Below are 23,991 nucleotides of genomic sequence, written 5' to 3' on the forward strand. Positions count from 1 at the left end.
CAGCCACGGCATCCGCAGCGTTTCAACACACAGCCACCCGAAGGTGGCTGCTGCAGCATGAAATCGATTGAAGAAATCCGCAGAGTTTCAACACACAGCCACCCGAAGGTGGCTGCAAAAAATCGCCGCTGGATAGCAGGCGACGTGGTGTTTCAACACACAGCCACCCGAAGGTGGCTGCGCGCCCTCGTTGCAGCGCCGCCGCCAGCAGAAGCGTTTCAACACACAGCCACCCGAAGGTGGCTGCCCGTGCCGGTGATGCGTTGGATAGGCACACGGATAGTTTCAACACACAGCCACCCGAAGGTGGCTGCAAATGCCGTCGGCCAATTTCGGCGAGAGCGCCTGTTTCAACACACAGCCACCCGAAGGTGGCTGCGCGGCGATTTAAAAACATGGTGGTGATCGTGGATGTTTCAACACACAGCCACCCGAAGGTGGCTGCCCCCGTTGTTTCAGCCGCCACGGCGGCTGTGTATTGTTTCAACACACAGCCACCCGAAGGTGGCTGCTGCTGCCCACCGCCCATGCCGCCGAATGGCTGCCTGTTTCAACACACAGCCACCCGAAGGTGGCTGCTTCATACAGTTTTCAATCTTTCCGCTCAAAGGTTGTTTCAACACACAGCCACCCGAAGGTGGCTGCTCCCGCTGCGGGAACAGCGGGAAATCCGAAAAAGTTTCAACACACAGCCACCCGAAGGTGGCTGCCCGTGAGCACGGCGAATGGCTGATCCACGATATAGTTTCAACACACAGCCACCCGAAGGTAGCTGCTGTTTCAGGCAGCCTGAAATCCCTCTCACACGCCGTTTCAACACACAGCCACCCGAAGGTGGCTGCGCAGGTGTCAAATTCGCGGCCTTCAATCGTGCCTTTGTTTCAACACACAGCCACCCGAAGGTGGCTGCTGCCAGCCCTTTTTGCGGCAGGGTTGGCTCCATTGTTTCAACACACAGCCACCCGAAGGTGGCTGCCTCCGAAGTATTGAGCGTCAAGAACGCGGTAGGCGTTTCAACACACAGCCACCCGAAGGTGGCTGCATCCGAATGGATAAGCGTGGAGGATAGACTACCTGTTTCAACACACAGCCACCCGAAGGTGGCTGCGAAAAGCCTTTAAACGTTGATTAAACCTAAGATGTTTCAACACACAGCCACCCGAAGGTGGCTGCGGCAATGGCAGCCTGAAATGCTGCAGGCGGTGCTGTTTCAACACACAGCCACCCGAAGGTGGCTGCGTAAATTCAGAATGTCGCCTGCGGCCGTGTATTGTTTCAACACACAGCCACCCGAAGGTGGCTGCGTCCACCTGCTGCCAGCTGATTTCCACCGCAGCGTTTCAACACACAGCCACCCGAAGGTGGCTGCTGGATAAAACTTTGACGGCCTCTTAAGGCTACCTGTTTCAACACACAGCCACCCGAAGGTGGCTGCCGGCAACTTGGTAAGCCCCGTCCACAGCGGCAGCGTTTCAACACACAGCCACCCGAAGGTGGCTGCGGCGTGGGACATGATCCGTTCCGACCCAGCGCTGTTTCAACACACAGCCACCCGAAGGTGGCTGCCGCCAATATCCGCTCCACCGCCGAGCGCCTGGAGTTTCAACACACAGCCACCCGAAGGTGGCTGCGAAGATGGCTACTTTGTACAAGACATCTCCTTAGTTTCAACACACAGCCACCCGAAGGTGGCTGCTCCTGCAGCGAGTATTGCACCCCGATAACAGGCGGGTTTCAACACACAGCCACCCGAAGGTGGCTGCCCAGTTATCACTACGACCCCAGCCAAACCACCTGTTTCAACACACAGCCACCCGAAGGTGGCTGCGATTGGCCGACAAATACCGCCGCGCCATCATTTGCGTTTCAACACACAGCCACCCGAAGGTGGCTGCCGCTTTTACTGGCTCGCTACCCATCAAATGAGTCGGTTTCAACACACAGCCACCCGAAGGTGGCTGCTCGGCGGCTATCTGCCCAATCCCGACCCCGTATTGTTTCAACACACAGCCACCCGAAGGTGGCTGCGCAGCGGCAGTTTGAAACCATGCGGCAAAAGCTGGTTTCAACACACAGCCACCCGAAGGTGGCTGCCCGTGGACATTGGAGAGAACCCGTACACCGGCGAAGTTTCAACACACAGCCACCCGAAGGTGGCTGCGTCGGCGAAACCCCGTTTATCACCCTGCCGGAAGTTTCAACACACAGCCACCCGAAGGTGGCTGCGCTGATGTCCTTGTTTGCCAAACTGTCCGCCGCGTTTCAACACACAGCCACCCGAAGGTGGCTGCTCCGGCAGCAACGCCACCTTCGGCCAAATCGCGCTGTTTCAACACACAGCCACCCGAAGGTGGCTGCGGAGGGGCAGGAGGGTTTAGCGGTTTGGGTGAGAGTTTCAACACACAGCCACCCGAAGGTGGCTGCGCCTGCCCCATGCCGAGGAGCGAAAAAATGAACGTTTCAACACACAGCCACCCGAAGGTGGCTGCTTCCGGGCAGGATTGGCAGCTGGCTAGGTTGCTGTTTCAACACACAGCCACCCGAAGGTGGCTGCACCCCTATTCGGGCATCCCACCGGCCGCCACGGCAGTTTCAACACACAGCCACCCGAAGGTGGCTGCTCAGCTACCCAGCCTACTAATAAAACTGTGTGATGTTTCAACACACAGCCACCCGAAGGTGGCTGCCAATGCAGGCAGCATCCCACCCGCCGAAGGCGGCGTTTCAACACACAGCCACCCGAAGGTGGCTGCTTATGTTGGGATAGGTTGGCAGTTGGTAATACATGGTTTCAACACACAGCCACCCGAAGGTGGCTGCTTTTGTAAACGTTTCCGACCTCGCCGCCTGGCTGGTTTCAACACACAGCCACCCGAAGGTGGCTGCCAAGCGAGACCAGCGTTGCCTGTTCGGCGACCAGCGTTTCAACACACAGCCACCCGAAGGTGGCTGCTTCCTTTAGATTTCCTGCGCTTCGTATTTGCTCTCGTTTCAACACACAGCCACCCGAAGGTGGCTGCGAAATCGAAGAGATGCACCGCCGTCTCGCCCTCGTTTCAACACACAGCCACCCGAAGGTGGCTGCCTGATGCGCCGAAAACGGCGGATGAGCCGCCGAAGTTTCAACACACAGCCACCCGAAGGTGGCTGCTGGGCTGGCTTTCTACGCCGCCTTGCATTTGTTTAGTTTCAACACACAGCCACCCGAAGGTGGCTGCCCTAACGGCGATTAAGGGCGCTAAATACCATCAGGTTTCAACACACAGCCACCCGAAGGTGGCTGCCCATGAAGGTCGAACCGCACGTTGCCTCGATATTGGAGTTTCAACACACAGCCACCCGAAGGTGGCTGCAGCCTCCCTCAAAAGCCTTGCTCCATCAGGTTTCGCAGCCCCGATTTCGCTAAGCTTCCAAGAAAAGCGTGAACGCGAGTATAACACAGCCTTTTCCGTTATACCCACGTTTACAATATTCTGATTGTTAAAGAACAATTCAATTCGCCAACCCTACCGCATTTTCATGAGAACCATAAGTTGGCGATTCACACAATCAACGTATCTTTAAACACATCTACCGCTGGTTTCGCGCCATAGTGTTCCACTTTCCGCCGCCATTTGCTGCCCAAGTGGTAAAAACGCAGGCTGTCGGTTTCGGGGTTGTAGGTTTTCAAAAGTTTGTCTTTTAAAACAACCCACTGGTCGGGCGCGATGTCGCATTCGAACACTGAATACTGCACGCGCACACCATAGTCTAGGCACAATTTCACTATGCGCCTCAGCCTTGTCTGCCCTTCTATGTCTTCTAGCGAAATATCGTATGTAATCAGCATCAGCATGTCATGCCTCGCGGTTTTTCAGGTAGCCTTCTCGAGAAGGCTATTGTGTTTGCATGGAGATTAACCTAAGGATAACTAGAAAAACTTTTCATAGGCTCAACAATATCATACCCATCTCACATAAGAATAGCCCTGCTGCAAAATCAACTCGGATTCTAAATATTAAGGTGATATACCAAGCCTCAGTTAGGCTACATTCAATATAGAAGGCTACCTGAAACTTTCAGGTAGCCTTTCTTAATTGCCTAACAGTCAACTTGTAAGCCTAATATTTCACCAGCACCGCGCCCCAGGCAAAGCCGCCGCCGATGCCTTCTAAAAGCAGGGTATGGCCGCGCTGGATGCTGCCTTGGCGTACGCCCCAGTCGAGGGCGAGGGGGATGGAGGCTGCGGAGGTATTGCCGTGATCCTGCACGGTGAGCACCACTTTTTCCATGCCGAGCTTGAGGTGTTTGGCGGTGCTCTCCAGAATGCGGTAGTTGGCCTGGTGCGGCACCAGCCAATCGATTTGCTCGGGGGTGAGGCCGGCTTCGGCAATCACGTCTTCGGCCACTTTGGCCAGCGCCTTCACGGCGAATTTGAATACGCCGGGGCCGTCCATCTGCAAAAACGGTGTGCCGCAAACGGCGCCGTTGGCAATCTGGCCGGGGGTTTGCAGCAGGTGGCCGTAGCTGCCGTCGGCCAAGAGCTTGCTGTGCAGGATGCCGGGTTCGCCGGATGCGCCGAGCACCACGGCGCCGGCGCCGTCGCCAAACAGCACACAGGTGCGCCGGTCGGTCCAGTCCATGATGCGGCTGAACACGTCGGCGCCGATGACCAAGGCTTTTTTGGCCATACCGCTTTTGATGTAGGCGTTGGCGGTGGTGATGGCATACATAAAGCCGGCACACACGGCCTGCACGTCGAACGCGGGGCAGCCGCTGATACCGAGCTTCTGCTGCACGATGGTGGCAGTGGCGGGGAACTGCATATCGGGCGTGGAAGTGGCCACGACAATCAAATCAATTTCGGCTGCGTCCACCCCTGCGGCTTCCAGCGCGTTGTGCGCGGCGGCTACGGCCAAGTCGCTGCATTTTTCGTTGTCGGCGGCGATGTGGCGGGTTTTGATGCCGGTGCGGGTGGTAATCCACTCGTCCGAGGTGTCCACGATTTTGGCGAGGTCGTCGTTGCTGAGCGTTTTGGCCGGCAGGTAGCTGCCCGTGCCGAGGATTTTAGCGTAGGTCATGAGTGTGTCGCTTTAGAATGGTTTACTGCCGGAAGCGGCGTATTTTAAAGATTTCCACTGGATTTGTCTCATGATTTTCCAAACTTCATGTGAAATGCCGCCGTTGCATATGCCTTTTTAATATAAAGATACAAAAACAAATTATTTGTTTGCCTGCGGCTTTGCCATTATCATGCGCACGCATCCGATTCACACTTCACAGGAGCCCCTAAATGAGCAATATCGCCAACAACATCGTCGATTTAATCGGTAACACCCCGCTGGTTTACCTCAACCGCCTCGCCGAAGGCCTGCCCGGCAAGGTAGCCGCCAAGTTGGAATACTTCAACCCCGGCAGCAGCGTGAAAGACCGCATCGCCATCTCCATGATCCGCGCCGCCGAAGAAACCGGCCAAATCAAACCCGGCACCACCATCGTGGAGGCCACCAGCGGCAACACCGGTATCGGTTTGGCCATGGTGTGCGCCGCCTTGGGCTACAAACTGGTCATCACCATGCCGGAAACCATGAGTAAAGAGCGCAAGATGCTGCTGCGCGCCTACGGTGCCGAGCTCATCCTCACTCCCGGTGCGGAAGGCATGCCCGGCGCCATTGCCCGCGCCCAGGCGCTGGTAGACGCCCACCCCGGCCAATACTTTATGCCGCGCCAGTTCGACAACCCCGCCAATCCCGAAATCCACCGCCGCACCACCGCCGAAGAAATCTGGCACGACACCGACGGACAAGTTGATATTTTCGTTTCCGGCGTGGGTACCGGCGGTACGCTCACCGGCGTGGGCGAAGTATTGAAAAAACGCAAACCCTCGCTGCAAGCCTATGCAGTCGAGCCTGCCGCTTCCCCCGTATTGAGCGGTGGCGAAAAAGGCCCGCACCCGATTCAGGGCCTGGGCGCAGGCTTCGTGCCGAAAACCCTGAACACCGAAATCTACGACGGCGTGATTACCGTGGCCAACCAGGCCGCCTTCGATACCGCCCGCGATGCCGCTGCCAAAGAAGGCCTCTTGGTGGGCATCTCTTCCGGTGCCGCCATCTGGGCCGCATTGGAACTGGCGAAAAAACCGGAAAACAAAGACAAACTCATCGTGGTGGTTCTGCCTTCCAACGGCGAACGCTATCTTTCCACCCCGTTGTTTGAAGACCTCGCCTCCTAAGGTAATCCCACGCTACAAAGCCGCAGCCATGCGGCTTTTTTCGCATTCCCAACCTGTCGGCGTGTTGTAAATTTGTTGTGAGAAACCGCCAAAAACTTGCCCCGCCGACTGATTTTCCCTATAGTTAGCCACATTGATGAAACTGTTAGCTTAAGTCAAAACATGAAAAAATATCTCCCCATCCTCCTCGTTGCCGGCCTGCTCGGTGGCTGTAATCTCCTTTCTTCTCCCAACAGCACACGCCAAAATACGCAGGCTTCGCCGAACTACACCCTAGCCGCCAGCCACTGGGGCGACGTGGCTAAAATCCGCAACGAGGCCACCCGTTTGGGCTATGAAGTAACCAAAGGCCGCATGACCAAAACCCAGGCCGCGCAGCAACTCAACCGCTTCCGCATCAACTTGGTCGGCCGCAACAGCGTAGACGACAGCATGTATGAAGTTTACCTGCGCTCTGCCGTGCAGAGTCAGCAAGGCCGCATCACTGCCGAGCAGTCCAAAATCTTCATTCGCAACGCCCTGCAGGGCTGGCAGCAACGTTGGCCCAATATGCAAAACCGCCCGGCTAACCCGGCGTTCACCAACTTCCTGATGGAAGTGATGAATATGCAACCGCTGAAATAAGCAGGCAATCCGAACCCAAATATAAGGCTACCTGAAAATCCATCCCCGCAGAAACCCTGCCGTGTCGGATTTTCAAGTAGCCTTTATTTTGCCTCTTAACCTGTTTGAAGATGCTGTCTTCTTAATGTGAGATTAACCGGCCCAAAAATGGTATAGTGAATTAACAAAAATCAGGACAAGGCGGCGAGCCGCAGACAGTACAGATAGTACGGCAAGGCGAGGCAACGCTGTACTGGTTTAAATTTAATTCACTATTCACTATATTGAATTAAGCAGCGCATTGTGGCGCATCAAGCTCAAATCCGCATCACGTAGCCCTGCTATATCAAGGGTCGAGCCAATCAGCCGGATACCATACAAAACAAGTAAATATATCGCTTCCAAGCAATCTTTCTCCAAACTGCCGTTTCCCATACGGCAACAAATCTTTACCCATCCCCAAAAACAGCCGGATAGTGTTATGATTGCCTCAACGGTGCATTCAAGCAGGCTTATGCTGACGGCAGGCAGCCCCCTGCAGAAAGCTCGTTTTGGCCATACCGACATCTGTCAACATTCTGAATTAAGGAAAAATTTATGTATCCGATTCAAGAACCGCTCCGCAGCGGCATGCTGCCTGTATCTGAGCTTCACACCATCTACTGGGAAGAAAGCGGCAACCCCGCCGGTATCCCCGTTATCTTCCTGCACGGTGGCCCCGGCGCCGGATCGAGTCCGGCTTGCCGGGGTTTTTTCAATCCGGAAAAATACCGTGTCATCATCATCGACCAACGAGGCAGCGGCAAATCCACCCCTTATGCCGAAACTCGCGAAAACACTACTTGGGATTTGGTGGAAGATATTGAAAAAGTAAGAAAAATGCTCAGCATCGAGAGCTGGCTGGTATTCGGCGGCTCGTGGGGCAGCACCCTTTCCCTAGCCTATGCCGAAACCTATCCCGACCGTGTACGCGGCTTGATTTTGCGCGGTATTTTCCTCTGCCGCCAAATCGAAATTAATTGGCTGAGCGAAGAAGGCGGCGTGAGCATGATTTATCCCGAACAATGGCAACGCTATTTAGCTGCCGTGCCGCCGGAGCAACGTGCCGGCTCGTTAGTTGAGGCTTATTATTGGATGCTTAACTCGCCCGACCCCGCTGTGTATCTGCCCGCCGCCAAGGCCTGGGCAGATTGGGAAAGCTGGCTGATTTGGTTCGACCCTAAACCGGTGGACGAAGACCCGCAAGCCTCATTAGCCATCACCCGCCTAGAAAACCACTATTTCATGCACCAAGGCTGGTTGCAGGGCGACAAATCCATCTTGGCCAACGCCCACAAAATTCAGCATATCCCCACCATCATCGTGCAAGGCCGCTACGACCTCTGCACCCCCACCCGCAGCGCATGGGACTTGAAACAGGCGCTGCCGCAGGCCGATTTGCGTATTATCCAAAGCGGCCACTACGCACAAAACCCTGCCATCGCTGATGCCCTAGTACAGGCCACCGATGAATTTGCCGAACGGCTCGGCAATTAATTTATTCCATTGGATGCACATGATGAGGCTACCTGAAAACCGTTTTGCTTTTTCAGGTAGCCTCTTTGATGTAACGCCAATCATGGGCAGCAACGAACTGCTATCATTTCGTTGGTAATGAAGGCCAACAAACGCGCCCTTAGCATACAGTAACCCTTTTTACCACCTTACCTCACTCAAAGGAGAGCCAAACATGACAACCCGCACCGAACACGACCTCCTCGGCGAACGCGAAATCCCCGCAGCCTCCTATTGGGGCATCCACACCCTGCGCGCAGTGGAAAACTTCCAAATCTCCGGGCAGAAGATTTCCGACGTGCCCCAGTTTGTGCGCAGCATGGTGATGGTGAAAAAAGCTGCCGCCCAGGCCAACGGCGAGCTGGGCGCACTCAAACCCGAAATCGCCACCGCCATTGCCCAAGCCTGCGACGAGGTGCTGATTAAAGGCCGCTGCCTCGACCAGTTCCCATCCGACGTATTCCAAGGCGGCGCCGGCACTTCGGTGAACATGAACACCAATGAAGTGATCGCCAACCTCGCCTTGGAAGCCTTAGGCCAAGCCAAAGGCCGCTACGACATCGTCAATCCCATGGATCATGTGAACGCCAGCCAATCCACCAACGACGCCTACCCCACCGGCTTCCGGCTGGCCGTGTACACCAGCATCGGCGAACTGCTGGGCAAACTGGCACATTTGAAAGACACCTTTGCTGTCAAAGCTGATGAATTCAAATACATCCTAAAAATGGGCCGCACCCAGCTGCAAGATGCCGTGCCCATGACTGCCGGCCAAGAATTCCAATCCTTCCAAGTGCTGCTGGCAGAAGAAGAAACCAACCTCGAACGCACGCGCCAACTGCTGCTGGAAGTGAACCTCGGTGCCACCGCCATCGGCACAGGCATCAATACGCCGCAAGGCTACGCGCCGCTGGCCGTGCAAAAACTCTCCGAAATCAGCGGCCTGCCATGCAAGCTCACCGAAAACCTGATTGAAGCCACCTCCGACTGCGGCGCCTATGTGATGGTGCACGGCGCCCTGAAGCGTACCGCCGTGAAGCTCTCCAAAATCTGCAACGACCTGCGCCTGCTCTCCTCCGGCCCGCGTGCCGGCTTGAAAGAAATCAACCTGCCGGAAATGCAGGCCGGCTCATCGATTATGCCCGCCAAGGTGAATCCCGTGATTCCCGAAGTGGTGAACCAAGTTTGCTTCAAAGTAATCGGCAACGACACCACCATCACCTTCGCCGCCGAAGCCGGCCAGCTCCAGCTCAACGTGATGGAGCCGGTTATCGCGCAATCCATGTTTGAAAGCATCTCGCTTTTAGGCAATGCCGCCGTTACACTGGCCGACAAATGCGTAAGCGGCATCACGGTAAACCGCGAAATCTGCGAACGCTACGTCTTCAACTCCATCGGCCTGGTCACCTATCTCAACCCCTATATCGGCCACGAAAACGGCGACCTGGTGGGCAAAATCTGTGCCCAAACCGGCAAAACCGTGCGCGAAGTGGTGCTGGAGCGCCAGCTTTTGAGCGAAGCAGAGCTCGACCGCATCCTGTCGCCACAAAACTTGGCCAATCCGCATTTATAAGCTTGAATTGAAACAGGCAAAAGGCTACCTGAAAACCGATGGCTGGTTTTCAGGTAGCCTCCCACCTCCGGGTGGTTGTGTGTTGAAACGCAGCAGAAATCGCGGTGGGACTGCCGGTAGATGCGCAGCCACCTTCGGGTGGCTGTGTGTTGAAACCTTATCAAACAAATGCCTATTTGCGCACAATACGGCAGCCACCTTCGGGTGGCTGTGTGTTGAAACTGGCCGGTTTTGCCGTGGTTATCCCCGCCATCATGCAGCCACCTTCGGGTGGCTGTGTGTTGAAACACGTAGTTTTGGCATTGCTTGGTAGGCACGTCTAGCAGCCACCTTCGGGTGGCTGTGTGTTGAAACGGATGGTAGTTTTACCATCAGCCGCAGCCATGACCCAGCCACCTTCAGGTAGCAATAAAAATCCCGCAAGTTTTAAACCATGCGGGATGTTATTAATCTTTGGTGCCCAGGAGAAGACTCGAACTTCCACACCCGTGAGGATACCAGCACCTGAAGCTGGCGCGTCTACCAATTCCGCCACCTGGGCGAGCAATTTCCGTTTCGATTTCAATTAAAGCAAGTTGTGGTGCCCAGGAGAAGACTCGAACTTCCACACCCGTGAGGATACCAGCACCTGAAGCTGGCGCGTCTACCAATTCCGCCACCTGGGCTTTGCTTTAATCGAACTTTGCGGTAAAGTGCATTGCTCTTTATGCAAGAAACGCGCATTATAGCGCCAATTTTCCACTTGTCAATTTATATATGAAGAAGAAAACCTCGCTCCGCCTGCAAGACCCTTATCTGCAGCGGGAAACGCAACGCTACGAACACCCCCTGCCCAGCCGCGAATGGATTACCGAAATGCTGGAAGACAGGGGCGTGCCGCTGAAAACCGAATCTTTAGCCATCCTGCTCGATATTGCCGAGCACGAAATGCCCTTTTTCGAACGCCGCCTGACTGCGATGGCGCGCGACGGGCAAATCCTCATCAACCGGCGCGGCATGGTGTGCGCCGCCGAAAAACTCGCGCTGGTGAAATGCCGCGTTGAAGCACATAAAGACGGCTTCGGCTTTGCCGTACCGCTCTCGCCCGATGGACAGGGCGACTTCGTTCTGCCTGCCCGCCAGATGCGCGGCCTGATGCACGGCGACACGGTAACCGTGCGCCCGGCCGGTACCGATCGGCGCGGCCGCCGCGAAGGCCAGGTGCTCGATGTGATTGAACGTGCGCAGAAAACCGTAGTCGGGCGGCTCATGATAGAGCGCGGCATCGCCATGCTCTCGCCCGAAGACAGCCGACTGCCCGACAGTATCCTGCTCGAACCTGATTCAGTGGGCAAAGCCAAGCCCGGCCAAGTGGTGGTGGCTCAAATCGATTCCTACCCCGACGCGCACCGCCCCGCCGTGGCCAGCGTGGTGGAAGTGTTAGGCAACTATGCCGACAGCGGCATGGAAATCGAAATTGCCGTGCGCCAGCACCACCTACCCCACCAATTCTCCACCGCCTGCGAAAAAGCCGCTGCGAAAATCCCTTCTGCCGTGCGCAAAACCGACCTCAAAGACCGTAAAAACCTGCGCGACCTACCACTGGTAACGATAGACGGCGAAAGCTCGCGCGATTTCGACGATGCCGTGTATGCCGAAAAACAAGGCCGCAATTTCCGCCTGGTGGTAGCCATTGCCGACGTGAGCCACTATGTGAAGCCCAAAGACGCGATTGATGCCGACGCGCTGGATCGCGCCACCAGCGTGTATTTCCCGCGCCGCGTGATTCCCATGCTGCCAGAAAGCCTCTCCAACGGCATTTGCTCGCTCAATCCCGATGTGGATCGGTTGTGCATGGTGTGCGACATGGTGTTCACCTACGCCGGCAATCTTAAATCCTACCGTTTCTACCCCGCCGTGATGCGCTCCCATGCCCGCCTCACCTACACCCAAGTGTGGGACTGGATTCAAAACGGCAGCGACAACCCGCTCAAGCCGCACATCGACACCCTCTACAAGCTCTATCAAATCCTGCTCAAAAAACGCCGCCAGCGCGGTGCGATGGAGTTTGAAACCACTGAAACCGAGATGATTTTCGACAAGCAGGGCAAAATCAAACGCATCGTGCCCGTGGTGCGCAACGAAGCCCACCGCCTAATTGAAGAATGCATGCTCGCCGCCAACGTGTGTGCCGCCGAATTCCTGCTGAAACATCAGCATCCCGCCTTATTCCGCAACCACGCCGGCCCCACGCCGGAAAAACTCGCCACCCTGCGCGAGCAGCTCGGCCTGCTCGGCCTCAGCCTCGGCGGCGGCGACAAACCCACCCCACTGGATTACGCCGCGCTCTTCGCCCAAACTGCCGATCGCCCCGACCGTGAGTTGATTCAAGTGATGCTCCTGCGTTCCATGCAGCAGGCCGTGTACGAGCCGGAAAACAGCGGCCACTTCGGCCTTGCCTATCCCGCCTACACCCACTTCACCTCCCCGATCCGCCGCTATCCCGACCTCCTCGTACACCGAGCCATCAAAGCCGTGCTTTCAGGTAGCCGCTACAACCCCGCCGAAAACTGGAGCGCACTGGGCACCCACAGCTCTCAATGCGAACGCCGTGCCGACGAAGCCAGCCGCGACGTGGAAAACTGGCTCAAAACCTACTACATGCAGGACAAAGTGGGCGAAGTATTCAGCGGCACAGTCAGCGGCATGGCCGGCTTCGGCCTGTTCGTTACCCTCGACGACATCCACATCGAAGGCCTCGTCCACATCAGCGAATTGGGCGAAGACTACTTCAACTACCGTGCCGAAACCATGAGCATCGAAGGCGAACGCAGCGGCCTCCGTTTCAGCATGGGCGACAAGGTTGTGGTTCAGGTAGCCCGTGCCGACTTGGATACCCGTAAAATCGACCTTATGCTCATCAGCGGCGGCAGCCTGCCCGGCAAAGGCAAAAAACCTGCCGCCAAAGGAAAAACCGCCACAGCAAAAGGAAGAGCCCGCGGCCAAGCCCCGACCGGCAAACCTGCCGCCAAAAGCAAGGCCAAAGCTCCCGCTGCTCCGGCTAAGAAAACCCGCAGCCGCAAAAACAGCCAGCCGGCTCAGGCCACCCGGCCCAAAGCCAAACGCAAGCCCCGCACCCGCAAAAAAAGCGGCTGAACTCCGAAGGAGGCTACCTGAAAATAAACAGGCTACCTGAAAACGGATTTCCACTTTCAGGTAGCCTGTTCGGTTGAGATAGTGAATTAACAAAAATCAGGACAAGGCGCCGAACCGCAGACAGTACACACGTTACGGCAAGGCGAGCTAACGCTGTACTGGTTTTTGTTAATTCACTATATAGCAAGCCAACAGAACTTTTGATGCGAGGTGGTGAGAGCAGGCAGACAGAAGTACGGCAAGGCAAACCAATACTGTAGTATAGTGGATTAAAATCGCAATGATACGGCGTTGGCTCGCCTTGACGTACTACCTGTACGCCTTGCGGCTCGCCGTCTTGTCTCATTTTTATTTTAATCCACTATAAGAGTTAATTTGGTCTGCTTGAGATGAAGCATTACTTCAGCGAGTCGAAGCTACCTGAAAAATGAAACCCGTTTGCACAAGCAGACGGGTTTCATTTTTCAGGTAGCCTCAAATATTAGTGGCATATCAAATTGCGGGCGGCTCATCCGCTTTCTTGCATCGCTGTAAGCCGGGCTCAAGCCAACATCTTTTTGAGGACAAGCTATCCGTACCTTCAATCACGCCAGCACATTGGCCAGCAGGCCCTGCCCGAGGTAGCCGCCCTGTTCCGCGCCGGGCAGGGTGAAGAAATAGCCGCCGCCGAAGGGACTGATGTATTCCTCCAAAGGTTCGAAGTCGAGTAGTTTCTGCACGAAGATGAAGCCGTCGTCGAGGTTGGCCTGGTAGCAGATAAAGATCAGACCGACATCGAGCTGGCCGGATTTGGCTAGGCCGCGCGAATAGTCGAAGGGGCGGCGATAGAGCAGGTGGCGCTTCATGAATTCGGGATCACGGGTATTGGCGAGCCGCATATGGCTGTCGGTGGGAAGGGTTTTGCCTTCGGGGTCGGAGGCGTAGTTGGGAATATCGCCTTCGTTTTTCATGCCCAGCGGGGCGCCGCTGTATTTTTCGCGGCCGAAGATGGTTTGCTGCTCTTGCAGCGGGGTTCTGTCCCAAAACTCTACGAAATGGCGGATGAGGCGCACGGCTTGGTAGCTGCCGTTTTTGGCCCAGGCCGGTTCGTCTTTGCTGTTTTCGGCCACGCCGCTCCACAATACGGCATCGGCGGTTTCGGGCTTGGACACATCTGGATTGCCGGAGCCGTCACGGAAACCAAACAGGTTGCGGGCGGCCAGCGCGCCGGGCTCGGCTTTGGGCAGGAAGCCGTCGATGCTCCAGCGGATAACGGCAAATTGGGCGGTGTTTTTAATCAGGTCGCGCAGGGCGTTTTGGCAGGTTTCGGGGCTGAAGGCGCAGATTTGGATGCTGATGTCGCCGTCGCACCATTCGCGTTGCAATTTGTCGTTGGGGAAGTCTTTCATTTCCTGCAGATGCTTGGGCTTGTGCGGGGCGAGGCCGAAACGTTCGTCAAACAGGCTGTTGCCCACGCTGAGCGTGATGGTGAGGCCGTCGGGTTTGATGACTTTGCCGAGGATGCCGCTGCCCTGCGGGGGGAGTTTGGGGTCGCCGTCTTGCAATTCGCCGCCTTTGGTAAGGAAATCGGCGCGGGCGGTGATGGCGCGGAAGAGGTGTTCTAGCTCTTTGGGGGTTTTGGCCAGCACGTCGAATGCGGCCATGATGGCAAATTGCTGGTGGGGCGTGGTGATGCCGGCTTGGTGCGTGCCGTAGAAAGGGAAGCTTTGATCGGAATGGTGCTCGGCGCTGCTGCCGCTGTTTTGTGCTGCGCTGCCTTCGGCACTTTGATCTTTGCTGTTCAGGCCGCAAGCGGCCAGCCCGGCGGCAGCGGCGCCAACGGCGAGGCCTTTGAAGAGATTGCGTTTGGACGGGGATTGGGGGTGTTCGTTGTGGCTCATGTTTTTCTCCTGCCGGGAGTAGGGATAGATTGCTTGGCGATATGCGCTGTTTTGATGAGTGATTAAATTTTCAGGTAGCCTCTATGCAAATACAGGCTACCTGAAATCTTTCATCCACCTCAATCAAACACGGTGGCTTGCATTTAGTTCAAACCGAGAATGCCGCGCAGTTTGGCCAAATCTTCGGCCAGGGCGTTCACCGGTGCCTGCAGGTTTTTACGGTCGGTTTCGCTGAGTTTGTCGTAGGGCTGGAAGCCTTTCTCGGTGCGGTATTTGGCGAGAATGTCGGTTACCTGTTTGAAGTTGGCATCGGTTTTATCCAACAGGGCTTGGTCTTTCTCGGCAATCATCGGGCGGAACAGCTCGACAATCTTCTGCGCACCCTCTACGTTGGCTTGGAAATCGCTCAGGTCGGTACGGCTGTAGCGGTCTTCCTCACCGGTAATCTTGCTGCCGGCCACTTCTTCGATCAGCGCGGCGGCACCGCCCACCACTTTGCTCGGCGGGAAGGTGAGGATGTCGATTTCCTGTTTCAGCTTCTGTACGTCGGCCAGGAGTTTGTCGGCCACGGGCTCCATGCCCTTGGTGGTATTGAGTACCCACAAAGAATGCTCGATGCGGTGGAAGCCGCCGAAGCCTTCGTCTTTCTCTCCGAGCTTGAAGTCGTCGGCGCGGGAGTCGATGGCGGGGTCGAGCTCGTTAAACAGCTCGGCAATCGGCTCGATGCGCTCGTAGTGGGTGCGTACGTCGGCAAACATGGCTTTGGCATCTTCGGTGCGGCCGGCCTTCACGGCTTCTACGAAAGCCGTGGTTTTGGTCACCAGCTGGGCGGCTTCGTTTTGCACGTAAACTTTATAGTCGGCCAAAGGTTTGGCCAGTTTTTCCATATTGGCTTCACCGGCCACTTCTTTGAAGCCGCTGTCGGTTACCACCAGCTTACCGCGCGGGTTGTTCAACAGGCCGCAGGTCATTTCGTATTCGCCAGGTAGCAGGGTGACGGTCATTTTGTCGCTCAGGCTGGGGGCGATGTTTTCACGCTCGTCCACCACCATCACGCCCTTGAGGATTTCCCACTCCAGCTTGCGGGTGCTGTTGTTTTTGATGTTGAACACCACCTGGCCGCTGGGCACGGTAAGCTCCATCGGATCGCAGGCGTGGTCGTTGACTGCAATATTGAAGCTGCCGTCGGCATTGGCAGTGGCGGCTGCGCCGGAAGCGGCAGAAGCACTGGAAGCGCCGGAGGCGGGTGCGGCGGGCTGTTCGGCGGCCGGCGGTTGGCAAGCTGCCAAGCCAAAGGCGGCCAATACGGCCAAGGCGGTAATATTCAGTTTCTTCATAATTTAACCTTTCAGATGCAAAAAACTAGCTGGTTTGGGAAGGTGCGGCAACCGGTTTGCTGCCGCGCAAAAATAAAAACAACACGGGAATCAGATAAGCGAAATAAAGAATAAAATCAGACAATACCGGATGGTCGGTGTAGCCGAAGAAACCGCCGAGCAGCACGCCCAGCGGGCTGTCTTCATGCAAAACGTGCGACCAATCCAGTGGCGTGTGCGAAGACCAATCAAACGGATTCACCTGCCATACATTCCACACGCCAGCCTCATGCAGCGCGCGGAACGCGCCGGAAGTGAGGCCTGCGGCCACAAAAATCAGGAAAACGCCCGTCCAGCGGAAAAAACGCGCCAGGTTGATGCGCACCCCGCCCTGATAAATCAGCCAGCCCACCACGGCCGAAGCGGCCAGCCCCAATACTGCGCCCAGCGGCATGGCCGCGGTGGGGCTTTGGTTGAACACCGCCAGCAGGAAAAACACGCTCTCCATGCCTTCGCGCGCCACCGCCAAAAAGGCCATGCCCACCAGCGCCCAGCCATGCCCGTTGCCGCGGTTGAGCGCATCGCTCACCGACTGCTGCAAATGCTGCTTTATCGACTTGGCCGCCTTCTGCATCCACAGCACCATATAAGTGAGCATCGCCACGGCCACCAAGCCGATTACGCCCACCACAAATTCCTGCTGCTTCTGCGGAATCTCGCCGGTTTTCTTATAAATAAACCAACCGGCAGACAGGCACATCGCCGCCGCCAGCACCACGCCGAGCCATACTTTCGGCATCATATGCCGATAGCCGCCCTGTTTCAAAAAGCCGGCCACAATGCCCACAATCAAGGCTGCCTCGATGCCCTCGCGCAGCATAATCAAAAAAGCAATCAGCATCGCCGACTGTTCCTTTACAAAAATTCATATCGGGGCGGATTATGCCTTGCAGACATGCAAAATGCAAACAATTTCTAATTAGATTAGATAAGTGTTAATTGGCAGAACAACTGATTGATTGGTAGGGGAGTTAAGCTGTAAGAATATTTATAGTGAATTAACAAAAACCAGTACAGCGTTGGCTCGCCTTGCCGTAACGTGTGTACTGTCTTCGGCTCGCCGCCTTGTCCTGATTTTTGTTAATTCACTATATTCACAGGCTGGAGGCATCGTGAAGGAAAGGCTACCTGAAAACATTGTCCGTTTTCAGGTAGCCTTGTATGCGGATTAAGATTGAGTATGCGGCTGCACCGGCCAGCCCCATTGTGCCAGCTGCACCGTTTGCGGCCTGCCGTTTCGTTCCTTTCCTACATCTGATCCGCTGTATTTGCAGCTTACCGCCAACCGTTAGAATTTCACGCCTTTGTGCAGGGCGACGATGCCGGCGCTCATATTGTGGTAGTCCACGCTGTCGAAACCGGCATCGAGCATCATTTGCTTGAGGGTTTCCTGATCGGGATGCATGCGGATGGATTCGGCCAGGTATTGATAGCTGTCGGCATCTTTGGCGATGAGTTTGCCCATCAGCGGCAGGAGTTTGAAGGAATAGAGGTCGTAGGCCGGAGCAAGCGGCTTGGCCACTTTGGAAAATTCCAATACCAAGAGTGTGCCGCCGGGTTTGAGCACGCGGTGCATTTCTTTGAGGGCGGCGTCTTTGTGCGTCATGTTGCGCAGGCCGAAGGATACGGAAACGAGGTCGAAATAGTTATCCGGGAAGGGCAGTTTTTCGGCGTCGCATACGGCCACGGGCAAGAGCAGGCCTTCGTTGAGCAGGCGGTCGCGCCCCACGCCGAGCATGGAGGAGTTAATGTCGGTGAGCCAGACTTCGCCGTCTTTGCCCACGCGTTTGGCCCAGCCGCGCGAGAGGTCGCCCGTGCCGCCGGCGATATCGAGCACTTTGCCGCCTTTGGGCACGCGGGCGGTGGTGATGGTGAAGTGTTTCCATACGCGGTGCAGGCCGCCGGACATCACGTCGTTCATGATGTCGTATTTTTGGGCAACGGAGTGGAATACTTCGGCCACTTTGGCGGCTTTTTCGCTTTCGTTTACGGTACGGTAGCCGAAATGGGTTTGTTTGTCGGTCATTGTGGTGCTTTCAGGTAGCCTTTGGGCGGGTTACATCAGGTTTTGGTTGGCGGCGCAGCTTTGCAGGCCGACAACCAATTTTTGGAAGATTTCTTGGTTTTGATCGTTGGGGGACAGGCCTGCCCGCACTAGGTCGCGTTTCCATTTTGCGCGGTCGGTGTATTGGGCGGAAGCGGTGTCGTAGGCGCAGTGGCACAGTTTGGTGGCTTCTTCCTGGCTTAGCGGGCGTTTGAAGGATTCCGGTTTGAGCGCGCCTTTAACGCAACCTTCGATAAAGCCGTCTTTGGCTTCTTGTTCGGTTACGTTGCCGGCGGCTTTGTCGGCGATAAAGTCGCAGCCGGCAAGCAGCAGGATGGCGGCGGCGAGAAGGACGGGTTTGGTTGCCATATTTTTCAGGTAGCCTTTTAAGGGTTAGTGTTGCGTTTTTTGGGAGGAGTTGAAACAGGCTGATAGGGCGGAGTCGAATTTGGCATCGAGTGCTTCGTCGGCCCGACTGATGCTGTAGCGGATAAGGTCTTTTTTCCACTCTTCGGGATTATTATAGGAGGCGGCAATCCGGTCGTGAGTGCAGACGCAGGCCTGGGTGGCGACTTCGTTGGTGCGCTTGCCTTCAGAAACTTCGATGACAAGCTTGGTGCAGTTTTCGATAAATGTGCTGCGGGCCTGTTGCTCGTCGGTTTGACCGGCAGCACGCTCGATGCAGGCGGCCATGGCGGTTTTGAACTTGGCTTCGATTTTGGCGCCTAGCTCTTTGTTGTTTGGGTTGAGGTTGTAGTGGAAAACATCTGCGCTCCAGTCTTTGGGGTTGTCGTAGGTGGAGGCAGCGCGGTCGTAGGTGCAGCTGCACAGTTTGGTGGCAGTGTCTTTGCTGAGAAGGGCGTTGCCGGATTCGACGCATTTGTCGGTGAATACGCTGCGGACTGTTGGCTCGTCTATTTTATCTGAAATATAGCCGGACATTTTCTCGGATGCTTTATCGGTTGTTTTTTCGACTATTTTTTCGCAACCGGCCAGCAGTAGAACGGAGGCGGCGATAAGGGCGGGGAGGGTGCGGCTTAATGCGGGCATTTCTTTTCTTTTAGTGGCGTGTTTGCCTGTGCGGCGGGGTTGCGGGAGGCGCCGGCTGCTTCGAGGCGGCTCAGATAGTCGGGCCACATTGTAGCGTATCCGTTTGCCAATTCATACAGGTAGCCCCAGCTGTAGAGGCCACTGTCGTGGCCGTCGGAGAAGGTGATTTTGAGGGCGTAGTTGCCGGCGGGCTGCAGGTCGGTGATGCTGATGCCGGCTTTGCCGGTTTGCAATTTGGCCTGTCCGCGCCCGTGGCCGCGCACTTCGGCGCTGGGGGAATACACGCGCAGGTATTCGGCAGGTAGGGTGTATTCGGCATCCGGGTAAACCAGTATGAGGCCTTGGCGGTCGGCTTGCAGGCGGATTTGTTGCGGGGGTTGGTGAGACATGGGGTTCCTTTGCTGTGTGATAGAGGCTACCTGAAAACGGGAGCGGCGGCTAATGCGTATAGCAGGGCGGTGTGGGTTTCGCCAGTGAGCTTGGAAAAGAAGTGCTCTATGGTTTGCCGGTGGCGGAAGCCGCATTTTTCCAGCACTTTTTGTGAGGGGGTGTTTTCTTGATAAGCGCCGGCCAATAGGCGGCTTAGCCTTAGTTTTTCAAAAGAATAGGCAATCATGGCTTGCAGGGCTTCGGTGGCATAGCCTTTGCCCCAGAAGCTTTCGCCCAGCCAATAGCCTATTTCGGCTTCGCCTGCGGCCAGTGGCAAATTGCTGTCGTTTGGGAAGAGGAGGCCGATGCTGCCGATGAGTTGATTGTCTGCCAGACAGATGGCGAAGGAATGGGGCTTAAGCAGGATATGTTCGATAATTTCCCGACTTTCTGCCACGCTCTTGTGCGGAAGCCAGCCGCACATTGCGCCTATCTTAGGATTTTGGGCTTGCGCGTAGAGCATGGCAGCGTCAGCGAGTGTCCATGGGCGGAGGATAAGGCGGGCGGTACGGAGGGTTTCCATTGCTTGCTTTCGGTTTGAGCGGCGCAGAAAGCTGCGGTGTTCATTGTGATTACGCTGAGACTTCGATTTTCAGGTAGCACATGCAGAATTTTAGCAGATTGCCAGATTGCCGGGCTGGGCTGGGCATTTGGCTTTTGGGCGGATTGGCGATATATTAACCGCTGTCGTGCAACCAAGCGAAGAGTGGCAAATGGGCGAGATAGAATTGTTGGCACACATCATCAAATGGCGCAACGAGTTTTCGGCCGATATTCGGGTGCTGAAAAGTGATGCGGATATTTTCGTGCGCCCACATTCGATAAGGATTCTGCTCAGCCTGCTGCTGCGGGAAGGCTACCTGAAAAATAGCGATAACGATGAAGTGGTGCTCGAAATGGAGTTAAACCGGGCAACTTTGCAAGGCAGGGCGGATGTGAGCGATTCGCTGGGGCGGTATTATTATTTGGAAGAGAATGCAAAGATTGCGGATGAAGCCTGCCTGGTTTCATTGAGCGTTTATATTCAACAGGCCGCCGATGAATTATGCGTTGGTGGCCCATCAAAATAGGAAAAACATGATGCAAACCCAAGCCGTTATTCGACACATCAGCCGCTGGCTGGCCGATTATGCTGTGCGGGCGGGCGCGAAAGGTTTTGTGGTGGGCGTTTCCGGCGGGGTGGATTCCGCCGTGGTGTCTGCCCTGTGCGCGCACAGCGGGCTGGACGTGTTGTGCGTGGTGCTGCCCATCCGCCAACAGGCCGACCAGTTGCAGCGGGCCAACGAACACATCGCCGACTTGCAGCGCCGTTTTATCAACGTGCGCAGCCAAACGCTGGATTTAACGCCCACTTTCGAGCAGTTTGAGCGCAGCGTGGCCGACACCACAGCCGCCAATAAAAACCTGGCCATGGCCAACACCCGCTCCCGCCTGCGCATGGCCGCGCTGTATTACTACGGCCAAATCAACGGCCTGCTGGTGGCGGGCACGGGCAATAAGGTGGAAGATTTCGGCGTGGGCTTTTTCACCAAATACGGCGACGGCGGCGTGGATTTGAGCCCCATCGGCGATTTGCTCAAAACCCAGGTATACACCCTGGCCGAAGCCTTGGCGGTGCTGCCCGCCATCCGCCAGGCCGCGCCCACCGACGGGCTGTGGGACGAAGAGCGCACCGACGAGCAGCAGATGGGCGCGAGCTATCCCGAGCTGGAATGGGCGATGGCGCAAAGCGAAGCCGGCCGCCGCGCCGAAGAATTTGCCGGCCGCGAGCGCGAAGTGTTCGAGATTTACCAACGCCTGCATCGCGCCACGCTGCATAAAATCCAGCCCATCCCTGTGTGCAAAATTCCCAGAGAATTGTTTGATGAAAAGGAAAAATGATGAGAGTGCTAACCATGAACCTGCACGCCGTGCGCGCCCGCATTTGGGCTGCCGCCGAAGCGGCAGGCCGCCCCGAGCCCGAGCTGATTGCAGTGAGCAAAACCTTCCCCGCCGCCGATGTGCGCCTGTTATGCCAGAAAAGCACGCAGCGCGATTTCGGCGAAAACTATCTGCAGGAATTTGAGGAGAAAAGCAGCGAGCTGGCCGATATTCCCGACATCCGCTGGCACATCATCGGCCATATCCAATCCAACAAAAGCCGCATCGCTGCCGAACGCGCCCATTGGGTGCACACCGTCGACCGCGAAAAAATCGCCCGCCGCCTGAGTGATCAGCGGCCGGAAACCATGCCGCCGCTGCAAGTGCTGATTGAAGTGAACATCGGTGGCGAAGACGTCAAACACGGCGTACCGCCGCAAGAGGAAACGCTGCGCGGACTGGCTTTTCAGGTAGCCTCTTTGCCCAGGCTGAAACTGCGCGGCCTGATGTGCGTGGCGCGGCTAGGCAGCAGCGAAGAAGAGTTACGCCAGCAGTTTGGCCGCATGAACGAATTGCTGCAATTTTTGCAGGCGCAGGGGCTGAATGTGGACGTGCTCTCCATGGGCATGTCGGACGATTTGGAAACCGCCGTCGCCTGCGGCGCCACCCATGTTCGCGTTGGCAGCGCCATTTTCGGAAAACGGGATTATGGCGAGTAAAGGTTTCAGGTAGCCTTTTGCTGACAAGGAAGGCTACCTGAAAACTGTGCCGCACTGTATGAAGATTCTGTTTTAACTTCGTTGCAGCTGCGGCTTTCAGGTAGCCTCTAGGCTGCCAAAGCCGGCTTGGAAATTGGAAACATGTTTACCCCGCTTTCTGCAGAACAAATCATGGCCAGGCTGCCCAAGCGCGCGGTTGCGGTGAAACGTTTGGACAAACTGCCGCCTTTGCCTGCGGCGTATCTGTCTTTTGTGCAGCAATGCGAAAGCGTGGAAATCACGCCCGATATCCGGCTTTGGGATTACCCGACCGCGCTTGGCGAAAACCGCCGCCTAGGCAGCGACTATCCCGAGGTGGCCGCGCGGTATTGGCTGATCGGCGATGCGGGGCAGGGCGATACCTGGTTCATCGGCAAAGAGAGCGGGAACATCCTGTTTTACGACCACGACCAAGGCGAATACGATGAAGCCGAGGCGCGGTTTGCCGATATGGGCGTCGGATTCGTTCCCTTCCTGCAAACGGCCTTCCTCCTGCAAGAGCTTGAAAGGCTGCTCGACACGCAACCGGAACCCGGCCGGCCGATACGGGATGCTTTCAAAACCCGGATGGATACCATTGCACCGGGTTTGTATGAGCAATATCCGTTTGCATATTGGTAGGCAACAGGCTACCTGAAAAGATGCAGATAGGTTTTCAGGTAGCCTGTCGGCAGGTAGGGTGAGGCTACCTGAAACTTTCCAACCACCATATAAGGAAACATCATGACCATCTATTTTCTTGGCGCAGGCAATATGGCCTCCGCCATTATCGCCGGTATGAGCCGCGCTGGCGGGTTCGATATCTGCGCCATCGACCACAGTGCGGATAAATTGGCCGCACTGGCGCAGCAATACGGCATCGCCACCGCCCCCGCGCTGCCGCCGCTGAACGAGAGCGACGTGTTGGTGCTGGCGGTGAAGCCGCAAGATATGCAGGCGGCGCTGCAGAACGTGCAAACGGGCGGCGCGCTGGTGTTGTCGATTGCCGCCGGGCTGCCGTGCGCGGCCTTGAGCCGCTGGCTGCGCGGTACGCGCCGCATCGTACGCATTATGCCGAACACGCCGGCGCAGGTGGGGCAGGGCGTGGCCGGTTTGTTTGCCGACAGCGGCGCATCCGCTGCCGACCGGGAATTGGCCGATCGCATCATGCGCGCCAGCGGGCAAACTCTGTGGCTGGATAGTGAAGACGGCCTGCACCGCATCACCGGTATCAGCGGCAGCGGCCCGGCCTATGTGTTTTACCTGCTTGAAGCGCTGCAAAACGCCGCCAGGCAGCAGGGCTTCAACGCGGAAGAAGCACGGCAGCTCAGTTTGGCCACTTTCCAAGGCGCGGTACGGCTGGCCGAGCAGAGCGGGGAAGCGTTTTCCAATTTGCGCCAAAAAGTTACCTCCAAAGGTGGCACCACTTATGCCGCGCTGCAAAGCTTTGAGGCGCACGGCGTGGCTGAAGCGATTGGCGCGGGCGTGGCCGCCTGTGTGGCGCGTTCGCAGGAATTGGCCGAGCAGTTGGCGGAATAG

General features: G+C 56.4%; 20 protein-coding genes, 2 tRNA genes and 2 CRISPR repeat arrays (1 of these 24 running past the window's edge). Of the genes, 10 read left to right on the forward strand and 12 right to left on the reverse strand.

What is annotated here, in order from left to right; translation table 11 throughout:
* Positions 1–3,353: direct repeats of the CRISPR family, unit length 32 nt; unit sequence GTTTCAACACACAGCCACCCGAAGGTGGCTGC; it begins 710 nt to the left of the window's first position.
* 188 nt (positions 3,354–3,541) lie between these two features.
* Together cas2 and A7Q00_RS08295 are read right to left on the reverse strand one after the other, a co-directional pair.
* Positions 3,542–3,835, reverse strand: a complete 294-nt coding sequence (gene cas2 / locus A7Q00_RS08290) for a CRISPR-associated endonuclease Cas2 (RefSeq protein ID WP_064090088.1) — start codon at positions 3,833–3,835, stop codon at positions 3,542–3,544.
* A 265-nt stretch (positions 3,836–4,100) separates the two neighbouring features.
* A complete protein-coding gene (locus tag A7Q00_RS08295) occupies positions 4,101–5,060 on the reverse strand; it encodes a beta-ketoacyl-ACP synthase III (RefSeq protein WP_064090089.1) in 960 nt (319 codons plus the stop codon).
* A gap of 212 nt (positions 5,061–5,272) precedes the next feature.
* On the opposite strand from A7Q00_RS08295, the gene cysK reads away from it, so the two are divergent.
* From cysK to aspA, 4 genes are all read left to right on the forward strand, one after another.
* Complete coding sequence (gene cysK, locus A7Q00_RS08300) at positions 5,273–6,211, forward strand: cysteine synthase A (protein ID WP_064090090.1); 939 nt, start codon at positions 5,273–5,275, stop codon at positions 6,209–6,211.
* Between the two features lie 162 nt (positions 6,212–6,373).
* Positions 6,374–6,835, forward strand: a complete 462-nt coding sequence (locus A7Q00_RS08305; protein ID WP_064090091.1) for a hypothetical protein — start codon at positions 6,374–6,376, stop codon at positions 6,833–6,835.
* Positions 6,836–7,411: 576 nt separating this feature from the next.
* Positions 7,412–8,350: a prolyl aminopeptidase gene (gene pip / locus A7Q00_RS08310; RefSeq protein WP_064090092.1), complete on the forward strand. Its 939-nt coding sequence runs from the start codon at positions 7,412–7,414 to the stop codon at positions 8,348–8,350.
* A 193-nt stretch (positions 8,351–8,543) separates the two neighbouring features.
* The gene (aspA, locus tag A7Q00_RS08315) at positions 8,544–9,941 is read left to right on the forward strand and encodes an aspartate ammonia-lyase (protein WP_064090093.1); all 1,398 of its coding nucleotides are present in this window, start codon (positions 8,544–8,546) and stop codon (positions 9,939–9,941) included.
* A 57-nt stretch (positions 9,942–9,998) separates the two neighbouring features.
* Positions 9,999–10,295: direct repeats of the CRISPR family, unit length 32 nt; unit sequence GCAGCCACCTTCGGGTGGCTGTGTGTTGAAAC.
* Positions 10,296–10,395: 100 nt separating this feature from the next.
* Here aspA and A7Q00_RS08320 read toward each other — a convergent pair.
* Positions 10,396–10,482: transfer RNA gene (locus A7Q00_RS08320), tRNA-Leu, on the reverse strand.
* A gap of 37 nt (positions 10,483–10,519) precedes the next feature.
* A tRNA-Leu gene (locus tag A7Q00_RS08325) sits at positions 10,520–10,606 on the reverse strand.
* Between the two features lie 91 nt (positions 10,607–10,697).
* Here A7Q00_RS08325 and rnr point away from each other — a divergent pair.
* Complete coding sequence (rnr, locus tag A7Q00_RS08330) at positions 10,698–13,076, forward strand: ribonuclease R (protein ID WP_064090094.1); 2,379 nt, start codon at positions 10,698–10,700, stop codon at positions 13,074–13,076.
* A 584-nt stretch (positions 13,077–13,660) separates the two neighbouring features.
* On the opposite strand, the gene efeB is transcribed toward rnr, so the two are convergent.
* From efeB to A7Q00_RS08370, 8 genes are all read right to left on the reverse strand, one after another.
* Positions 13,661–14,956: an iron uptake transporter deferrochelatase/peroxidase subunit gene (gene efeB / locus A7Q00_RS08335; protein ID WP_064090095.1), complete on the reverse strand. Its 1,296-nt coding sequence runs from the start codon at positions 14,954–14,956 to the stop codon at positions 13,661–13,663.
* A 143-nt stretch (positions 14,957–15,099) separates the two neighbouring features.
* A complete protein-coding gene (gene efeO, locus A7Q00_RS08340; protein ID WP_064090096.1) occupies positions 15,100–16,293 on the reverse strand; it encodes an iron uptake system protein EfeO in 1,194 nt (397 codons plus the stop codon).
* Between the two features lie 25 nt (positions 16,294–16,318).
* The gene (efeU, locus tag A7Q00_RS08345) at positions 16,319–17,173 is read right to left on the reverse strand and encodes an iron uptake transporter permease EfeU (protein ID WP_064090097.1); all 855 of its coding nucleotides are present in this window, start codon (positions 17,171–17,173) and stop codon (positions 16,319–16,321) included.
* 447 nt (positions 17,174–17,620) lie between these two features.
* On the reverse strand, positions 17,621–18,358 hold the full coding sequence (gene ubiE, locus A7Q00_RS08350; RefSeq protein ID WP_064090098.1) for a bifunctional demethylmenaquinone methyltransferase/2-methoxy-6-polyprenyl-1,4-benzoquinol methylase UbiE: 738 nt from the start codon (positions 18,356–18,358) through the stop codon (positions 17,621–17,623).
* Positions 18,359–18,388: 30 nt separating this feature from the next.
* Positions 18,389–18,745, reverse strand: a complete 357-nt coding sequence (locus tag A7Q00_RS08355; RefSeq protein ID WP_064090099.1) for a hypothetical protein — start codon at positions 18,743–18,745, stop codon at positions 18,389–18,391.
* A 24-nt stretch (positions 18,746–18,769) separates the two neighbouring features.
* The gene (locus A7Q00_RS08360) at positions 18,770–19,426 is read right to left on the reverse strand and encodes a hypothetical protein (protein ID WP_064090100.1); all 657 of its coding nucleotides are present in this window, start codon (positions 19,424–19,426) and stop codon (positions 18,770–18,772) included.
* A complete protein-coding gene (locus tag A7Q00_RS08365) occupies positions 19,414–19,815 on the reverse strand; it encodes a gamma-butyrobetaine hydroxylase family protein (RefSeq protein WP_064090101.1) in 402 nt (133 codons plus the stop codon). Before A7Q00_RS08365 ends, A7Q00_RS08360 begins: the two co-directional genes overlap by 13 nt.
* 26 nt (positions 19,816–19,841) lie before the next feature.
* Positions 19,842–20,378 carry a GNAT family N-acetyltransferase gene (locus A7Q00_RS08370; RefSeq protein WP_064090102.1) on the reverse strand — a complete coding sequence of 179 codons (537 nt, stop codon included), beginning with the start codon at positions 20,376–20,378 and terminating at the stop codon, positions 19,842–19,844.
* A 106-nt stretch (positions 20,379–20,484) separates the two neighbouring features.
* Between A7Q00_RS08370 and A7Q00_RS08375 the strand changes: the two genes are divergently transcribed.
* The 5 genes from A7Q00_RS08375 (at position 20,485) to proC (ending at position 23,991) form a co-directional block, all read left to right on the forward strand.
* Positions 20,485–20,925: a hypothetical protein gene (locus A7Q00_RS08375; RefSeq protein WP_156503783.1), complete on the forward strand. Its 441-nt coding sequence runs from the start codon at positions 20,485–20,487 to the stop codon at positions 20,923–20,925.
* Between the two features lie 10 nt (positions 20,926–20,935).
* Positions 20,936–21,736: an NAD(+) synthase gene (nadE, locus tag A7Q00_RS08380; protein WP_064090104.1), complete on the forward strand. Its 801-nt coding sequence runs from the start codon at positions 20,936–20,938 to the stop codon at positions 21,734–21,736.
* A complete protein-coding gene (locus A7Q00_RS08385; protein WP_064090105.1) occupies positions 21,736–22,434 on the forward strand; it encodes a YggS family pyridoxal phosphate-dependent enzyme in 699 nt (232 codons plus the stop codon). The genes nadE and A7Q00_RS08385 overlap by 1 nt, the downstream gene beginning before the upstream one ends.
* Positions 22,435–22,575: 141 nt before the next feature.
* A complete protein-coding gene (locus A7Q00_RS08390; RefSeq protein WP_064090106.1) occupies positions 22,576–23,094 on the forward strand; it encodes an SMI1/KNR4 family protein in 519 nt (172 codons plus the stop codon).
* Positions 23,095–23,196: 102 nt separating this feature from the next.
* Positions 23,197–23,991 carry a pyrroline-5-carboxylate reductase gene (gene proC / locus A7Q00_RS08395; protein ID WP_064090107.1) on the forward strand — a complete coding sequence of 265 codons (795 nt, stop codon included), beginning with the start codon at positions 23,197–23,199 and terminating at the stop codon, positions 23,989–23,991.

It is taken from the genome of Eikenella halliae (assembly GCF_001648475.1).
Classification (GTDB): Bacteria; Pseudomonadota; Gammaproteobacteria; order Burkholderiales; family Neisseriaceae; genus Eikenella; species Eikenella halliae.

What these genes read in the sequence shown, in the direction of transcription:
- A7Q00_RS08305 (WP_064090091.1), top strand. Translation starts at nt 6,374, where the DNA reads ATGAAAAAATATCTCCCCATCCTCCTCGTTGCCGGCCTGCTCGGTGGC.
- pip (WP_064090092.1), top strand. Translation starts at nt 7,412, where the DNA reads ATGTATCCGATTCAAGAACCGCTCCGCAGCGGCATGCTGCCTGTATCT.
- proC (WP_064090107.1), top strand. Translation starts at nt 23,197, where the DNA reads ATGACCATCTATTTTCTTGGCGCAGGCAATATGGCCTCCGCCATTATC.
- ubiE (WP_064090098.1), bottom strand. Translation starts at nt 18,358, where the DNA reads ATGACCGACAAACAAACCCATTTCGGCTACCGTACCGTAAACGAAAGC.
- A7Q00_RS08385 (WP_064090105.1), top strand. Translation starts at nt 21,736, where the DNA reads ATGAGAGTGCTAACCATGAACCTGCACGCCGTGCGCGCCCGCATTTGG.
- aspA (WP_064090093.1), top strand. Translation starts at nt 8,544, where the DNA reads ATGACAACCCGCACCGAACACGACCTCCTCGGCGAACGCGAAATCCCC.
- cas2 (WP_064090088.1), bottom strand. Translation starts at nt 3,835, where the DNA reads ATGCTGATGCTGATTACATACGATATTTCGCTAGAAGACATAGAAGGG.
- efeB (WP_064090095.1), bottom strand. Translation starts at nt 14,956, where the DNA reads ATGAGCCACAACGAACACCCCCAATCCCCGTCCAAACGCAATCTCTTC.
- efeU (WP_064090097.1), bottom strand. Translation starts at nt 17,173, where the DNA reads ATGCTGATTGCTTTTTTGATTATGCTGCGCGAGGGCATCGAGGCAGCC.
- A7Q00_RS08365 (WP_064090101.1), bottom strand. Translation starts at nt 19,815, where the DNA reads ATGTCTCACCAACCCCCGCAACAAATCCGCCTGCAAGCCGACCGCCAA.
- A7Q00_RS08390 (WP_064090106.1), top strand. Translation starts at nt 22,576, where the DNA reads ATGTTTACCCCGCTTTCTGCAGAACAAATCATGGCCAGGCTGCCCAAG.
- A7Q00_RS08355 (WP_064090099.1), bottom strand. Translation starts at nt 18,745, where the DNA reads ATGGCAACCAAACCCGTCCTTCTCGCCGCCGCCATCCTGCTGCTTGCC.
- A7Q00_RS08370 (WP_064090102.1), bottom strand. Translation starts at nt 20,378, where the DNA reads ATGGAAACCCTCCGTACCGCCCGCCTTATCCTCCGCCCATGGACACTC.
- rnr (WP_064090094.1), top strand. Translation starts at nt 10,698, where the DNA reads ATGAAGAAGAAAACCTCGCTCCGCCTGCAAGACCCTTATCTGCAGCGG.
- cysK (WP_064090090.1), top strand. Translation starts at nt 5,273, where the DNA reads ATGAGCAATATCGCCAACAACATCGTCGATTTAATCGGTAACACCCCG.
- nadE (WP_064090104.1), top strand. Translation starts at nt 20,936, where the DNA reads ATGCAAACCCAAGCCGTTATTCGACACATCAGCCGCTGGCTGGCCGAT.
- efeO (WP_064090096.1), bottom strand. Translation starts at nt 16,293, where the DNA reads ATGAAGAAACTGAATATTACCGCCTTGGCCGTATTGGCCGCCTTTGGC.
- A7Q00_RS08295 (WP_064090089.1), bottom strand. Translation starts at nt 5,060, where the DNA reads ATGACCTACGCTAAAATCCTCGGCACGGGCAGCTACCTGCCGGCCAAA.
- A7Q00_RS08360 (WP_064090100.1), bottom strand. Translation starts at nt 19,426, where the DNA reads ATGCCCGCATTAAGCCGCACCCTCCCCGCCCTTATCGCCGCCTCCGTT.